The sequence below is a fragment of the Rhodoferax sp. GW822-FHT04A08 genome (genome assembly GCF_058801025.1).
The window spans coordinates 238,435-254,843 of record NZ_JBXAMW010000005.1; the positions used below are offsets into that span (position 1 = coordinate 238,435).

Consider the following 16,409-nt stretch of genomic DNA (forward strand, 5'->3'; position numbering starts at 1 on the left):
CAATGAGGCACCATTGAACATCGAACAATTCATGCTCGGCTACAAGGCCGCGTGGGAGCAACGCAATCCCACCATGTTTGCCGCATTGTTTGTGCCCGACGGCAAATACCACAACACGCCTTTTCAGGTACAGCAGGGCACAGCGCAACTGGAGGAATACTGGAAGCGGGTGCAGCTACAGGAAGACGTGAAAGTCACGTTTGAAATCCTGGCAGCCACGGCCACCACCGGCATTGCACACTGGCACGTCACTTACCAAGTGGCGTCGGAGGAACTGTTCCAGATCTGGGCCAAGTCCACCGGCACCAGTCTGGTAGCGCGCAAGCCCGGCGATGCTTTACCGCGCATGGTGCTCGACGGCGTGCTGCAGGCGACTTTGGGAGGCGGTGCGTGCGCAGAGGCGCGCATCTGGTGGCACAGCCTGCCGCAGCCAGCCTGAAACCCTTCAGGCCGGCGGGGCAGCGCGCTTACTGCGCGCCGTAGCCGACGATGCCCTTGATTTCCAGGAAGTCGTGGATGCCCCAGTCGGCGTATTCGCGTCCGTTGCCCGACTGTTTGTAGCCGCCAAAGGGGGCAAAGGTGTCCCACTCCGGGTAGTTGATATTGACCTGGCCGGCGCGCAGTTGGCGTGCGACCTTGCGTGCATGCTCCAGGTCGCCGGACTGCACATAGGCTGCCAGCCCGTAGACCGTGTCGTTGGCGATCGCAATGGCCTGCTCTTCGCTGTCGTAGGGCATGATGACCAAGACAGGGCCGAAGATTTCTTCGCGTGCCACGGTCATCTCGGGGGTGACACCGCCGAACACCGTGGGGCGCACGAAGTAGCCGCGGCTCAGGCCCTCGGGGCGGCCCAGGCCGCCGCTGACCAGCGTGGCGCCTTCGTCGATGCCGACCTCGATCAGCCCTTGTATCTTGTTGAACTGCAGCTCGCTGACTACGGGGCCCAGCACCGTGTCAGGTGCTTGCGGGTCGCCCACCTTCTGGCTCTCGGCAGCCAGCTTGGCAATGGCCAGCGCCTCGGCATGGCGTGCGCGCGGTACCAGCATGCGGGTGGGGGCATCGCAGGACTGGCCGGTGTTGCTCATGCAACCCTCCACACCCTTGCGCACGGCCGACTCCAGGTCGGCATCTTCCAGGATGATGTTGGGCGACTTGCCGCCCAGCTCCTGCGCCACACGTTTGACCGTGTCTGCCGCTGTCTTGGCCACCATGATGCCGGCGCGGGTGGAGCCGGTGAAGGACACCATGTCCACGTCCTTGTGGCCGGACATCACTTGGCCCACGGACGGGCCGTCGCCATTGACCATGTTGTACACACCTGCGGGCGTGCCGGCGGCGTGCATGATCTCGGAGAACACGATGCCGCTGATGGGCGCAATCTCGCTGGGCTTGAGCACCACGGTGCAGCCCGCGGCAATGGCCGGTGCCACCTTGCAGACGATCTGGTTGAGCGGCCAGTTCCAGGGCGTGATCAGTGCGGCCACGCCAATGGCTTCCTGCACGATGCGGGTGCCGCCGCGGGATGACTCAAACGAGAAATTTTCCAGCGCCGTGATGGTGGCTTCCAGGTGCACGCGACCGGCCCAGGTCTGTGCATCGCGCGCCCAGGACATGGGGGCGCCCATCTCGTCGGACACGGCACGCGCAATATCTTCGGAGCGTTCGTTGTAAACGGCCAGAATGCGTCGCAGCAGTGCCAAGCGTTCGGCCGGCGTAGTGGCCGAGAAGGCGGGGAACGCAGCGCGGGCGGCGGCCACGGCGCGGTCCACATCGGCAGCGCTGCCCATGGAGATGCGGGTATAGGCCTCTTCCGTGGCGGGGTTGATGACGTCCAGCGTGGCCGGTTTGACCGGATCAACCCAAGCGCCATTGATGTAGAACTGCAGATGATGCGACATGAAAAAACTTCCTGAGGGGGTGTAGACGAGCAGGGGGATTAAAGCACTTTGCCCACTACCCTCCGGTCTTGTTGGGATTTCTCCAGGCACGCTCGAAGGGCAAGCGCCAGGCGTGCGGGGCGATCAGTTGGTGGATGGATTTCGGGCCCCAGGAACCCGGCTCGTACAGGCGCACGGGCGGAGGCGATTCCAGCAGCTGGGTGGATACCTCCCACAGCCGCTCAATGCCTTCGGCGGTGGTGAACAGCGTGCGGTCGCCGCGCATGGCGTCCAGGATCAGCCGCTCGTAGGCTTCCAGCACCTCGCCCATGAGGCCGGTGTCGTGCATGGCGAACTGCAAGCTGAGCTTGTCCAGTCGCATGCCAGGGCCGGGCCGCTTGCCATAGAACGACAGCGACATCTTGGAGGCGTCGGCCAAGTCAAAGGTCAGGTGGTCCGGGCCCTGCGCGCCCACACCGGAACCCACCGGGAACATGCTCTTGGGCGGCTCGCGAAAGGCAATGGAGATGATGCGCTGACCCTCGGCCATGCGTTTGCCGGTGCGCAGGAAGAAGGGCACGCCCGCCCAGCGCCAGTTGTCGATGTAGCACTTCAGGGCGATGAAGGTTTCGGTCTCGGACTGCGGGTCCACACCGGGCTCGTCGCGGTAGCCGTTGTACTGGCCGCGCACCACGTCGTTGGGGTGTATGGGCAGCATGCTGCGAAACACCTTGTTCTTCTCTTCGCTGATGGGCGCGGGCTCCAGCGCGGTGGGCGGCTCCATGGCCATAAAGGCCAGGATCTGCATCAGGTGGGTGACCACCATGTCGCGGTAGGCCCCGGTCTGCTCATAGAAGGCCGAGCGGTTGCCCAGGCCCAGGGTCTCGGGCACGTCGATCTGTACATGGTCGATGAAGTTGCGGTTCCAGATCGGTTCGAACAGACCGTTGGCAAAGCGGAAAGCCAGGATGTTTTGCGCCGGCTCCTTGCCCAGGAAATGGTCGATGCGGAAGATTTGCTCTTCGGCAAACACCTCGTGCAGTTGGCTGTTGAGTTTGACCGCGCTGGCGAGGTCCACACCGAAGGGCTTTTCCATCACGATGCGGGCCCGTTCCACCAACTGCGCTTCGCCCAGCATGCGCACAGCGGACAAGGCCGCACTGGGCGGCACACTCAGGTAGTGCAACAGGCGGGTCTCACCATGCATGGTGGCCCGTGCCGCATCCACTGCTGCCTTGAGCGCCTGTGGCCCTGCGGCCAGCGGAACGTAGTCCAGGCTGCTGGCGAAGGTATCCCAGTCGCCCGGCGTCACCGGGCGGTTGAAGAACGCGTCAATCGAGGCGCGGGCCGCGGTGCGGAATTCTTCTGCACCGATGTCGTCCAGCGACACGCCGATGATGCGGCAACCGGGAATAAAGCCCGCGCTCGACAAGTGGTACAGGCCTGGCAGCAGCTTGCGCCGCGCCAGATCGCCCGTGGCACCAAACAGCACCACCACCTGCGGGAACCGCGGGCCTACGCCCGGAGGAATCTTCGCCATGTCGTGTCTCCTGAGGAAAAACTGCGGCTCTTGTCCTAGATCTTCAGGCCCGGGCTGTTCCAGATTTTGTCGGCGTATTCCGCAATCGTGCGGTCCGAGGAAAAAGGCCCCATGCCCGCCACGTTGCGCAGGGCCTTGACGGCCCAGCCTTTGGGGTCCAGGTAGGCCGCGTCCACACGCTCCTGCGCCGTGATGTAGCTGGCGTAATCGGCCAGCAGCAGGTAGTGGTCGCCCCACATGGTTAGGGCGTCGTGGATCGCGTGGTAGCGGCCTGGCTCCTGCGGGCTGAAAGTGCCGCTGCGGATGGCTTCCAGCACGGCGGCCAACTCGGGGTTCTGCTCCACCAGCTTGGCCGGCTGGTAACCCGCAGCGCGGGTGGCAGCCACTTCAGCCGTGGTCATGCCGAATATGAAGATGTTGTCCGCGCCCACGTTTTCCTTGATCTCTACATTGGCGCCATCCAGCGTGCCAATGGTCAGTGCACCATTGAGCGAGAGCTTCATGTTGCCGGTGCCCGAGGCTTCAGTGCCAGCGGTGGAAATCTGCTCGGACAGGTCGGCCGCGGGGATCAGCATCTCAGCGAGGCTCACGCTGTAGTTGGGGGCAAACACCACCTTGAGCTTGTTGCCCACGCGCGGGTCGTTGTTGATGACGCTGGCCACGTCGTTGATCAGGCGGATGATCAGCTTGGCCATCTGGTACGCAGACGCAGCCTTGCCCGCAAACACGATCACGCGCGGCACCGTCACCGAATCCGGATTGGCCAGAATGCGCTGGTAGCGGGTGATGACGTGCAGCACATTGAGCAGCTGGCGCTTGTATTCATGGATGCGCTTGACCTGCACGTCAAACAGGGCGTCGGTGGGAGTCTCCAGGCCCATGTGGCTTTGCACCCAGGCCGCCAAGCGGCGCTTGTTGACCAGCTTGGCCTGCTGGAATCCGGTGATGAGCTTTTCGTTGTCCAAGAGCGGCATCAGGCCTGCCAACTGGGTCAGGTCACGGCGCCAACCGGTACCTATGGTCTTGTCCAGCAAGGCGGAAAAGGCCGGATTCGCCTGGGCCAGCCAGCGGCGTGGCGTGATGCCGTTGGTCTTGTTGTTGAAGCGCTGCGGCCACAAGCGGGCAAAGTCCGCAAAGATGGATTCGGTCATCAACTGGGAATGCAGTGCCGATACGCCGTTGACCGAGTGACTGGCCACCACGGCCAGATAGGCCATGCGCACGCGGCGCTCGCCCTGCTCATCCACCAGCGAAACCTTGCGCAGCATGTCCGGGCCCACGCCCGCCTGTGCCAGGCCGGAGAGGAACTGGGCGTTGATGTCGTAGATGATCTGCAGATGGCGCGGCAGGATGCGTTCCAGCATCTGCACCGGCCATGTCTCGAGCGCCTCGTGCATCAGCGTGTGGTTGGTGTACGAGAACACGCCCTTGCACAGACGCCAGGCATCGGCCCAAGGCAGATGTTGTTCGTCCAGTAGCAGGCGCATGAGTTCGGGGATGGCCAGCACAGGATGGGTGTCGTTGAGGTGGATGCTGACCTTCTGCGGCAGTTCCTCAAAGCCATCATGCCGGCTCATGAAGCGGCGCAGCAGATCCTGCACGCTGGCACTGCAGAAGAAATATTCCTGGTGCAGGCGCAGTTCACGGCCCGAGTCGGTGGAGTCGTCCGGGTAGAGCACGCGCGACACGTTCTCGGAGTGGTTCTTGGTCTCCACTGCGGCAAAGTAGTTGCCGCGGTTGAATGCTCCCAAGTCGATTTCTTCGGTGGCCTTGGCCGACCACAGGCGCAACGTGTTGGTGGCGGTGGTGTCGTAGCCGGGGATGATGGTGTCGTAGGCCATGGCCTGCACATCGTGCGAGTCCACCCACTGGTAGGCATCGCCGTCCTTGACGATACGCCCGCCAAAGCGCACCCGGTAGGTCACTTCCGGACGCGGAAACTCCCAGGGGTTGCCATGGGTGAGCCAGTAGTCGGGCACCTCGACCTGGCGTCCATCCACGATGGTCTGGCGGAACATGCCGTAGTCGTAACGGATGCCGTAGCCGTAGCCGGGAATGGCCAGTGTGGCCATGGAGTCCAGAAAGCACGCGGCCAGCCGGCCCAGGCCGCCATTGCCCAGGGCGGCATCGGGCTCCAGCTCCGTGACGGCGTCCATGTCCACGCCGAAATCCAGCAGCGCCTGGCGGATGCGGTCGCGCAGCCCCAAGGCCAGCATGGCGTTGCTGAAGGTGCGGCCAATCAGGAACTCCATGGACATGTAGTACACGCGCTTGGCATCCTGCGCGTATTGCGCGCGGGTGGTCTTCATCCAGCGTTCCACCAACTGGTCGCGTACCGCATAGGCCGCGGCATGCAGCCAGTCCTCGGTGCGGGCCGTCTTGGGATCCTTGCCCACGGTGAACATCAGCTTGTTGGCAATGGCGTGCTTGAGGGAGTCCAGGTCACGCCCGGGAGCATCAAATGGAAAATCGATCGCGGGGGTGATTCTTGCGGGTGAAGTCATGGCGTTCAATGGGCTCCAATAAGACTTTGGTAGAGGGCGGTGTACTGTTGCGCAGCGCCGCTCCAGTCGAAGGCAATTCGCATGCCAGTTTGTCGGACGCGGTTCCAGTCGGCGCGTCGGCGGTACAGGGCAAAGGCGCGCCGCACCGCGTGCCGATAGTCATTGACGTCGAACTGGTTGAACACGATGCCGGTGGCGGTCTGGTCGTCCAGGGTTTCCAGATCGGTATCAATCACCGTGTCGGCCAGTCCGCCCACGCGCCGCACCAAAGGGATGCTGCCGTACTTCAGTCCATACATCTGGGTCAGGCCGCAAGGCTCGAAACGCGAGGGCACCTGGGTGATATCGCTGCCGGCAAAGATGCGGTGTGCCAGCGACTCGTCATAGCCGGTCTTGAAGGCCACCTGCTGCGGATTGGCCTGGGCCTTGGCCGCAAATGCCTGCTCCAGCTGGGTGTCGCCATTGCCCAGCACCAGTAACTGGCCGCCGCGGGAGGTGATTTCATCCATGCCGGCGAGCACCAGCGGAAGGCCTTTTTGCTCGGTCAGGCGGCTGACCACGGAAAACAGCGGCACATCCGGCGCCACGGTGAGTCCCACTTCTTCCTGCAGGGCGGCCTTGCTGCGGGCCTTGCCCACCATGTTGCGCACATCGTAGGGGTGGGCCAGGTGCACATCGGTGGCCGGGTTCCAGACATGGTCGTCTACTGCGTTGAGGATGCCGGTGAGGTGGCCCGATCGCGCACGCAGCAGGCCGTCCAGGCCACAGCCCTGCTCGGGCGTCTGGATTTCGCGCGCGTAAGTGGGGCTCACTGTGGTGATGTGGCTGGCATAGGACAGGCCGGCCTTCATGAACGAGATCTGCCCGAAATACTCCAGCCCCTGCACGCTGAACACGTGGCCGGGCAGCCCCAGGTCGGGGAAGTTCTCCGGCCAGAACACGCCCTGGTAGGCCAGGTTGTGGATGGTGTAGACACTGGGGATGCGCGGGCTTCTGCCGGCATTCCAGACGGCCAGACAGGCCGGAGCCAGGGCAGCGTGCCAGTCGTGGCAATGCACCAATTGGGCGCGCCAGAGCTTGTCCAGCCCATGGGCCAGATGCGCGGCGCCCCAGCCCAGTGTGGCAAAGCGCCGGTGGTTGTCGGCATAGGGCTGCTTGTTGGCATCTTCATACGGGTTGCCGGGGCGGTTGTACAGGCCGGGTGCCACCAGCACATAGGCCCACACCGTGTGCTCGCCCTGGCTGACGGCGGGCAAGGCACCAAACTGCACCTCGACCTGCTCGCCCCAGGGCGTGCCGAAACTGCCCACACTGACCGGGTCTTTCAGCCCGGCCAGGATGGCAGGGAAGCCGGGCAGCAGCACGCGCACATCGCAGCCCTGCTTGAGCAAGGCTGCAGGCAATGCGCCTGCAATATCGGCCAGACCGCCGGTTTTCAATAATGGGAATATTTCGGCACTGACCTGGAGTACGCGCATGGGGGTGTTTTTCCTTTGGGTGTTCAGCGTGGCAATCGGTCCAGCATTTCGCGGGTGATCAGCACCACGCCATTTTCGGTGCGTTCAAAGCGCTCTGCGTCGGCCACCGGATCTTCTCCGACCACCAGACCCTCGGGTAGTTCGCAGCGGCGGTCAATCACCACGCGGCTGAGGCGGCAGCCGCGCCCGATCGTGACATCGGGCAGGATCACAGCCTGGTCGATCACGCAATACGAGTGGATGCGCACGCTGGAAAACAGCACTGAGTTGCTGACCGCTGAGCCCGACACGATGCAGCCGCCCGAGACCATGGTGTTGATGGCCTGGCCGTGCTTGCCTTCAGCGTCCTGCACGAACTTGGCTGGTGGCAACTGGCGCTGGCTGGTCCAGATCGGCCAGCTGGTGTCGTAGATGTCGAGCTGCGGTGTGACCGATGCCAGATCGAGGTTGGCTTCCCAGAAGGCGTCGATGGTGCCCACGTCGCGCCAATACGGCTCCGCGTCGGGCGTGGAGGATACGCAGGAGTAGGAGAACGGATGGGCGATGGCGCGCCCCTCTTGCACCACCTTCGGGATCACGTCCTTGCCGAAGTCGTGGCTGGATTCGGGGTTGGCGATGTCGGCATCCAGCAGGTCATAGAGGTACTGCGCATTGAAGATGTAGATGCCCATGCTGGCCAGCGACACCGCATCGTTGCCGGGCATGGGTGGAGGGTCTGCCGGCTTTTCCACGAATTCCACGATTTTGCGGTCGGCATCCACGGCCATGACGCCGAAGGCGCAAGCCTCCTTGCGCGGCACTTCGATGCAGCCCACGGTGCAACCGGCGCCGCTGTCCACATGGTCCTTGAGCATCAGCGAATAGTCCATCTTGTAGACGTGGTCGCCGGCCAGCACCACCACGTATTCGGGCTTGCTGCTCTGGATGATGTCGATGTTCTGGTAGATGGCATCGGCCGTGCCTCGGTACCAGTGCTCCTCGTTGACGCGTTGCTGTGCCGGCAGCAGATCCACCATCTCGTTGAGTTCGGCACGCAGGAAACTCCAGCCGCGCTGCAGATGGCGCAGCAACGAATGCGATTTGTACTGGGTGATCACCCCGATGCGGCGTATGCCGGAGTTCACGCAGTTGGACAGCGCAAAGTCGACGATGCGGAATTTGCCGCCAAAGTACACCGCCGGCTTGGCGCGCCGGTCGGTGAGTTGCTTCAGGCGCGACCCGCGTCCTCCGGCCAGCACCAGCGCTATGGTGCGGCGTACCAGCATATGGGGTTGCATCTGCCGTTCGTGTTGAGCAGCTTGTGAAATTGTGGTTGGCAAGCTCATGGTGTCTCCTTGTCGTTTGGGGTTGGTCTGCTGTTGTGTTGGATCAGGTCATGACGCTGGGTCGGTCCATGCCGGTCAGGCTGCGGATATGGGCGACGGCATCGGCCAACTCCACCAAGGGGCGCAGTGCGGTTTGCGCCTCGATGTCGTGGCGGCTGGCGTCCGGTTCGTGGCGCTCCAGATAGACGCGCAGGGTGGCACCTTCGGTGCCAGTGCCGGATAGGCGGAACACCACGCGCGATCCGTCCTTGAGGACCACGCGCACTCCCTGCTTGCTGCTCACGCTGCCGTCCACCGGGTCGGTGTAGGAGAAGTCATCGGCAAAGGCAATGTCGCAACCCGCCACGGTGGTGCCGGGCAGACCGGGCAGGGCGTCGCGCAGGCCGCGCATGAGCGTGTCGGCCTGGGCTGTGGGAATGGCTTCGTAATCGTGGCGCGAATACACGCAGCGGCCGTATTGGGTCCACAGCTCGCGCACCAGTGCCTCCACCGATTTGCCGGTTACCGCAACCAGATTGAGCCAGAACAACACGGCCCACAGGCCGTCTTTTTCACGCACATGGCTGGAGCCGGTGCCATAGCTTTCTTCGCCGCACAGCGTAGCCTTGCCCGCGTCCAGCAGGTTGCCGAAGAACTTCCAGCCGGTGGGCGTTTCGTAGCTGGCAATGCCCAAGGCCTTGGCGACGCGGTCCACCGCAGTGGAGGTGGGCATGGAGCGCGCCACACCGGCCAGACCCGATCGATAACCTGGCACCAGGGTGGCATGCGCGGCCAGCACCGCCAGGCTGTCGCTGGGGGACACCACAAACCTGCGGCCCACCACCATGTTGCGGTCCGCATCGCCGTCGGAGGCTGCCCCCATGTCGGGCGCGTCATCGGCAGACATGTGGGCGATCAGGTCTTCGGCATTGACCGGGTTGGGGTCGGGATGCAGGCCGCCAAAATCTTCGAGCGGTACGCCATTGACCACGGTCCCCGCCGGTGCGCCCAATTCGCCTTCCAGAATGGCACGGGCATACGGGCCACCGACCGCGTTCATGGCGTCATAGCGCAGGCGAAAGCCTCCAGCAAAGAGTTTGCGGATGGCATCAAAGTCAAACAGGGAACGCATCAGCTCGGCGTACTGGGCGACCGGGTCGATGACCGTGATTTCCATGCCCTCCATGAAGACGGTGCCCAGGGCGTCCAGGGCAATGTCCGGGCTGTCGCTGATGTGGATGCTCTGCACTTCGCGGGAACGCGCAAACACCGCATCGGTCACCTTCTCAGGTGCCGGACCGCCATTGCCAATGTTGTATTTGATGCCGAAGTCGCCGTCCGGTCCGCCAGGGTTGTGGCTGGCCGACAGCACGATGCCACCGCTGGCGCCCGTGGCGCGAATCACCGCGCTCACCGCCGGTGTGGAGAGGATGCCACCTTGCCCGACCAGTACCCGTGCGTAGCCTTTGGCTGCAGCCATGCGCAGAATGGTCTGCACCGCCACGCGGTTGTGAAAGCGCCCATCCCCACCCAGCACCAGCGTCTGGCCCTTGGCTTCGGGCAGCACGTCAAACAGGGACTGGACAAAGTTCTCCAGATAGTTCTTCTGCAGGAATACCGAGACCTTTTTGCGAAGGCCCGATGTGCCGGGTTTCTGGTCGCTGAACGGGGTGGTAGGCAAAGTCAGAAGGGCCATGTTGGATTGCTCATCAGGTTTGAAACGAGGGTGTAAACAGGGGCTGCGTGCTGGCCAGCCAGAGGCTGCCCGCCGGCACCGTTTCGCGCGGACTCAGTGGACGGTCCATGTGTTCACCGTTGCCGGTGTCGATGTGGCGCAGCCACTGTCCTTCAGGCAAATGGAACTCCACGGCTTCGCTCGATGCATTGATCAGCAGCAGGCAGTCGGCATGCGACGCGCCTGTGCGCGAGTGGCCCTGGCCCGCATACAGATGCAGGGCCAGCGCGCGGTGGTGGCGGTCATTCCATTGATCGTGGTTGAGCGGCATGGCAAGGGGCGTGGTCCAGCGTGCAATCACGGCGTGGCGGGTCTCGTCGGCCTGCCACCACGCGCGGCTTTGCAGCAGATGTCTCTGCTTGCGCGCTTGCAATAGGTGTGCCACAAAGCCGAACAGCGCAGTGTCGGCCTGGTCCCAGTGCAGCCAGGTGGTCGGGTTGTCCTGGCAGTAGGCATTGTTGTTGCCCTGCTGGCTATGGCCTATATCGTCGCCGGCCAGCAGCATGGGCGTACCCAGTGACAACACCGTGGCCGCAAGCAAGGTTCGTTTGTGGCGCAGGCGCAGTTCGCGGATGGCGGGGTCGTCCGTGGGCCCTTCCATGCCGAAGTTGTTGCTCAGGTTGTGGCCATGGCCATCCCGGTTGTGTTCGCCATTGGCTTCGTTGTGACGCTCGTTGTAGCTCACCAGGTCGGTCAGGGTGAAGCCGTCGTGCGCCGTCACGAAGTTGACGCTGCTGTGGGCGCTGCGCCGCTGTGGATGGAATGCATCGCTGGAGCCAGCCAGCCGCAGTGCCAGGGCACCCAGGTGCTCCTGCTCGCACAGCCAGAAGGCACGCTGGGTGTCGCGGAAGCGGTCGTTCCACTCCAGCCAGCCCGCCGGATAGGCGCCCAGCTGGTAGCCGCCCGGGCCTATGTCCCAGGGTTCGGCCACCATCAGCCGATCGCACAGCACCGGGTCCTGCGCTACCGCCATCAGGAACGGGGCATGGCGGGCAAAGCGGTAATCGGTTTCGCGCTCACCGCGTGCCAACACCGGCGCCAGGTCAAAGCGGAAGCCATCCACGCCAAACTCCTGCACCCACAGGCGCAGGCTGTCCATCACGGTGCGCAGCACCAGTGGCTGGTTAAGGTTGACGCAGTTGCCGCAGCCGGTCCAGTTCATGTACTGCGCGGGATTGTCCGGGCGCAGGTGGTAATAGCAGGCGTTGTCGATGCCGCGCAGGCTCAGGGTGGGGCCGAACTCATCGGTTTCGCCTGTGTGGTTGTAGACCACATCCAGAATCACTTCCAGCCCCGCCTGGTGTAGTGCATCCACCAAGGTGCAGAACTCGGTGCGCGGGCTGCTGCCTTCGGTGCCGCTCCAGTACCGTGTTTCAGGTGCGCTCCAGGCGATCGGGCTGTAGCCCCAGTAGTTGGACAGCCCCATGCGCAGCAGACGGACTTCGTCGGCGCGCTGCGCGATGGGCATCAGGCAGACGGTGGTGATGCCCAGTGTCTTCAGGTGACGGATGGCGGCCGGATGGGCCAGACCCGCGTAGGTGCCTCGCAACGGCTCCGGCACTTCCGGGTGCAGCGCGGTAAAGCCCTTGACGTGCAACTCATAAATCACCCGCCGCGCCGGGTCAACCCGCGCACCGGGTCTTGGCGGCGGCAGGTCTTCCACCACGCGGGCCTTGAGGGCGTCACGGGCGCTGTCCCTTGGATCGGGTTGGCCCGTGTGCTGGGCATCATGACCCAGATGGATATCCTGCCCCTGGTAGCTGCCAACGACTTCGCGGGCATACGGGTCCAGCAACACCTTGGCCGGATTGAAGCGGTGACCCACCTGCGGTTGCCAGGGGCCGTGCACACGCCAGCCATAGACCAGTCCGGCCCGGGCGTCCGGCAGGAAGCCGTGCCAGATGCCATCGGTTTGCGCGGGCATGGGCAGGCGGGCCGTCTCCACCAGACCCGCAGCATCAAACAGGCAGAGATCGACGGCGGTGGCGTTGGGCGCGGCCAGCGCAAAGTTCACACCGTTTGATTGCAGTGTGGCGCCCAACGTGCGGAAGTGTCCATGTTGTAGCGTCATGTCCGCCGCAGCTTTCAGGTGGGAGTGAGGATCAGGGTGGCCAACGGTGGAAGCGTCATGACAATGGATTGGGGCAGGTTGTGTGCGCTGACCTGCTCACTGTACAGCGCATTGTTGGTGATGCCGCTGCCGCCGTACACGGTCTGGTCGGAATTGATGCGCTCGGTCCATTCGCCGCCGCGCGGTACACCCAGGCGGTAGTCGTAGCGCGGCACTGGCGTGAAGTTGCACACCACCACCGCGCAACTGCCGTCCTCACCCCAGCGGGTGAATGACACAATGCTCTGCGCCGCATCGTCATGCGAAATCCATTCAAAGCCACCCGGTTTGACGTCCTGCTGGTGCAGGGCGGGATAGGCCTGGTAGACGCGGTTGAGGTCACGCACCAGGCGTTGCACACCGTTGTGCGTGGGCTCGGTTTCCAGATGCCAGGGCAGACTGCCAGTGTCCGACCATTCGGTGGGTTGGGCCAGTTCGCAGCCCATGAAGAGCAGCTTCTTGCCCGGGTAGCCCCACATGAAGCCATAGAGTGCGCGCAGGTTGGCGAACTGCTGCCACGGGTCGCCTGGCATCTTACCCAGCAGGGATTTCTTGCCATGCACCACCTCGTCGTGCGAGAGCGGCAGCACGAAGTTCTCGGTGAAGGCGTACATCAGCCCGAAGGTGAGCTTGTTCTGATGGTGCTTGCGGTAGACCGGGTCGTAGGCGGCGTATTGCAGGGTGTCGTGCATCCAGCCCATGTTCCACTTGTAGTGAAAGCCCAGGCCGCCGCTTTGCAGGTCCGGGCTGGGTGGGCGGCTCACGCCGGGGAAGGCGGTGGACTCTTCGGCCAGGGTGATGGCGCCAGGCCGCTCGGTGCCGACAATGAAGTTCATGCGGCGCAGGAATTCCATGGCCTCCAGGTTCTCGCGCCCGCCATGCTTGTTGGGAATCCACTGGCCCTCGGCGCGGCTGTAGTCGCGGTACAGCATGGAGGCCACCGCATCCACGCGCAGGCCGTCGATGCCAAAGCGCTCCAGCCAGTAGAGCGCATTGCCCACCAGGTAGTTGCGTACCTCGGTGCGGCCGAAGTTGTAGATCAGCGTGTTCCAGTCCTGGTGGAAGCCCTCACGCGGGTCGGCGTATTCGTACAGGTGGGTGCCGTCAAAATTGGCCAAGCCGTGGGCGTCGCTGGGGAAGTGCGCAGGCACCCAATCCAGGATGACGCCCAGGCCGGCATCGTGCGCCGCATCGACAAAGTCGCGGAACTCTTCGGGCGTGCCAAACCGCGCCGTGGGCGCAAACAGGCCCAATGGCTGGTAGCCCCAGGAACCGTCAAACGGGTGTTCGCTCACTGGCAGCAATTCCAAGTGGGTGAAGCCCATCTCCTTGGCGTAGGGAACCAGGGTCTGGGCGAGCTCGCGGTAGTTCAGCCAGCGCCAGCCGTCGGCCTTGCGCCAGGAGCCCAGATGCACCTCGTAGATGCTCATGGGCTTTTCAAACTGGTTGGCCTGGGCGCGGTCTTCGCGCATGGGGCGGCGCGGCAGCAGCGGGTAGACCACGCTGGCATTGTCGGGACGCATCTGTGACAGAAAGGCGTAGGGGTCGGCCTTGAGTGCGATGCCGCCGTCGGCACCCAGGATTTCGAACTTGTAGAGGTCGCCCTGCGCCAGACCTGGGATGAAGATCTCCCACACGCCACACTCCCGGCGCAGCCGCATGGGGTGGCGTCTGCCGTCCCACTGGTTGAAGCGGCCTACCACGGAGACCCGTTTGGCATTGGGCGCCCAGACGGCAAAGCGCACGCCATCCACGCCCAGCATCTGCGTCAAGTGCGCGCCCAGGGCTTCAAAAGGGCGCTGGTGCGAGCCTTCGCCCAGCAGCCAGACATCCATTTCCTGCAGCACAAAGGGGAAGCGGTAGGCGTCTTCCAGCACCTGCGTCAAAGCCGTGGTGCGGTCGGGAGCTGGTTTCCAGTCCACCTGGAACTGGTATTCAAAGCGCTCCTTGGCCTGGGGGATGGCGCCGCTGAAAACCTCGGTGCCCGTGATCCGCTGCAGCGTGGCGCGGGGCGTACCGCTTTGGCGGTCCAGCACGACCACGCTGTCGGCGCCGGGCATGATGGCATTGACCCAGACGGCGCCGTCGTGCTCGTGCATGCCAAGGACGCTGAAGGCGTCGCCATGGTCGGCGCGCATCAGGGCTGAGATGTCGTTTGCGGTGAGCATGTTCTTCTTATCCGTTTGTGGCATTGCAGTATGGTTACCGATTTGGAGAACAAGCCCTAGGCTATACCCTAAAACACGCTTGCGCTACGTTCGTTCGGAACAGGTACGTAACTTTTCATCGGCTACGCCCCGCCCGGTAAGAGGCTTTGTTCTTGGTTGTGCCCGCCAGAGCGTTGCCCGCGCCTATGCCATCGGCGGCGGCCAGGCGGGCCATGGCCTTGCCGGCATGGGCATGGGTAATGGCCAGTCCCAACGCATCGGCCGCGTCGGTGCCGGGCAGGCCACTCAGGCCCAGCAGGCGCTTGACCATTTCCTGAATCTGACTCTTCTGGGCACGACCATGTCCGGCCACCGCCTGCTTCATCTGCAAGGCGGTGTATTCCGCCACCGGCAGGTTCTGTGAAACCAAGGCGGTCAGCAGTGCACCGCGTGCCTGGCCCAGCAGCAGGGTGGATTGCGGGTTGACGTTCACGAACACGATTTCCACCACCGAGCAGTCCGGCTGGTAGCGCTGCACCACTTCGCCAATGCCATCGAACAGGATCTTCAGGCGCTCCGGCAACGCCCTAGTATCCAGGTGCTGGGTGCTGATGGTGCCGCTGGCCACATAGCGCAATTGCCCCGCGTGTTCATCCACCACGCCGAATCCGGTGGTGCGCAGGCCAGGGTCTATGCCAAGTATTCGCATGGGTTCCTACAGATCAAAGTACCAGCGGGCCGAATGAAAGAATACCGGTGCCGCAAAGCACAGGGCGTCCACCCGGTCCAGCAAGCCACCGGCGCCGGTGACGGCGCGGCCTTCCTTGCCCCAGCTCGGAATGCCGCGGTCGCGCTTGAGCGCCTTCATCACAAAGTGTCCCAGCGAGCCGGCCAGACAGGCAATGAAAGAGAACGCAAAGGCCGTGCCCGGCACCCACGGTGTGATACCTGCCAACGCTGCACCAAACACGCTGGCCACGCTGATGCCTATCCACCAGCTGGGCCAGTTGAAGCTGGTGCTGATGGCCGGTGCCACAGGCTTGCGTTGCAGCCAGCGGCCCATCAGATGCTGGGTCACCATGCAGACCTGCACCACCATGACCAGGAAAAACACCATGAAGGCATTGCGGTGGTCGTAACCCGGAAAGTGCAGCATCAGCAGCGCCGGCACATGGCTCATGCCGTAGATGCAGACCATGATGCCCCACTGCAGCTTGGCATTGCGCTCCAGGAAATGCTGCGGATCATTGGCAAGCGCGCTGACTACCGGCAGCGCCAAAAAGACGAACACCGGAATGAAGACCGCAAACATGTCGAAGTGTTCCGCTGCCACCAGCCAATACTGGACGGGGAGCACCACAAAAAACGCCAGCACCAGGCTGCGGTGGTCGCCGCGCCGTGTGGGCGAGAGCGTCAGGAACTCGCGCAGGGCAAAGAAGGACACCAGGGCAAACAGCGTGAGCGCCACGCGGTTGCCCATCATCCAGCCCAGCCAGAACACCACCACCATGAACCAGCTGGTGCGAAGAATGCCGTTGATGCTGCGCAGCTGGACGCGCCGGTTTTCGGCCTGGGTCTCGTCGGCAAACTCGCGGATGGTGAACGAAAACGCGGTGATGCTCGCTGCCAGCAGCAGGCCGAATACCAGCACAAACAGGGCGCCTATCTGCTGGGTGGGGGACAGGTTCTTCAGGTAGAAATACATGGCTTGGAA

11 protein-coding genes are annotated in these 16,409 nt (G+C 63.6%); 1 reads left to right on the forward strand and 10 read right to left on the reverse strand.

What is annotated here, in order from left to right; genetic code table 11:
• Nucleotides 1-13 precede the first annotated feature (13 nt).
• Entirely contained in the window at nucleotides 14-439 is a 426-nt protein-coding gene (locus tag AC1RMF_RS12730; RefSeq protein ID WP_342620702.1) for a nuclear transport factor 2 family protein, read from the forward strand.
• Between the two features lie 28 nt (nucleotides 440-467).
• Here AC1RMF_RS12730 and AC1RMF_RS12735 read toward each other — a convergent pair whose 3' ends face one another.
• The 10 genes from AC1RMF_RS12735 to AC1RMF_RS12780 form a co-directional block, all read right to left on the reverse strand.
• Nucleotides 468-1,898, reverse strand: a complete 1,431-nt coding sequence (locus AC1RMF_RS12735) for an aldehyde dehydrogenase family protein (protein WP_493141860.1) — start codon at nucleotides 1,896-1,898, stop codon at nucleotides 468-470.
• Nucleotides 1,899-1,953: 55 nt separating this feature from the next.
• Nucleotides 1,954-3,417 (reverse strand): glucose-6-phosphate dehydrogenase, encoded by a 1,464-nt coding sequence (gene zwf / locus AC1RMF_RS12740; protein ID WP_342620704.1) that lies wholly within the window; start codon nucleotides 3,415-3,417, stop codon nucleotides 1,954-1,956.
• 35 nt (nucleotides 3,418-3,452) lie between these two features.
• Nucleotides 3,453-5,921, reverse strand: a complete 2,469-nt coding sequence (locus AC1RMF_RS12745) for a glycogen/starch/alpha-glucan phosphorylase (protein ID WP_493141862.1) — start codon at nucleotides 5,919-5,921, stop codon at nucleotides 3,453-3,455.
• Nucleotides 5,922-5,926: 5 nt separating this feature from the next.
• Nucleotides 5,927-7,399 carry a glycogen synthase GlgA gene (glgA, locus tag AC1RMF_RS12750; RefSeq protein WP_342620706.1) on the reverse strand — a complete coding sequence of 491 codons (1,473 nt, stop codon included), beginning with the start codon at nucleotides 7,397-7,399 and terminating at the stop codon, nucleotides 5,927-5,929.
• Between the two features lie 23 nt (nucleotides 7,400-7,422).
• Complete coding sequence (gene glgC, locus AC1RMF_RS12755) at nucleotides 7,423-8,724, reverse strand: glucose-1-phosphate adenylyltransferase (protein ID WP_446738017.1); 1,302 nt, start codon at nucleotides 8,722-8,724, stop codon at nucleotides 7,423-7,425.
• 43 nt (nucleotides 8,725-8,767) lie between these two features.
• Entirely contained in the window at nucleotides 8,768-10,399 is a 1,632-nt protein-coding gene (locus AC1RMF_RS12760; RefSeq protein ID WP_493141864.1) for an alpha-D-glucose phosphate-specific phosphoglucomutase, read from the reverse strand.
• A 13-nt stretch (nucleotides 10,400-10,412) separates the two neighbouring features.
• Nucleotides 10,413-12,509 carry a glycogen debranching protein GlgX gene (glgX, locus tag AC1RMF_RS12765; RefSeq protein ID WP_493141866.1) on the reverse strand — a complete coding sequence of 699 codons (2,097 nt, stop codon included), beginning with the start codon at nucleotides 12,507-12,509 and terminating at the stop codon, nucleotides 10,413-10,415.
• 14 nt (nucleotides 12,510-12,523) lie between these two features.
• Nucleotides 12,524-14,716, reverse strand: coding sequence for a 1,4-alpha-glucan branching protein GlgB (gene glgB / locus AC1RMF_RS12770; protein WP_493141868.1), 2,193 nt, complete (start codon nucleotides 14,714-14,716; stop codon nucleotides 12,524-12,526).
• Between the two features lie 115 nt (nucleotides 14,717-14,831).
• Nucleotides 14,832-15,404, reverse strand: coding sequence for a crossover junction endodeoxyribonuclease RuvC (gene ruvC / locus AC1RMF_RS12775; protein ID WP_342620710.1), 573 nt, complete (start codon nucleotides 15,402-15,404; stop codon nucleotides 14,832-14,834).
• A 6-nt stretch (nucleotides 15,405-15,410) separates the two neighbouring features.
• Entirely contained in the window at nucleotides 15,411-16,400 is a 990-nt protein-coding gene (locus AC1RMF_RS12780) for a phosphatidate cytidylyltransferase (RefSeq protein WP_493141870.1), read from the reverse strand.
• Nucleotides 16,401-16,409: the final 9 nt, after the last annotated feature.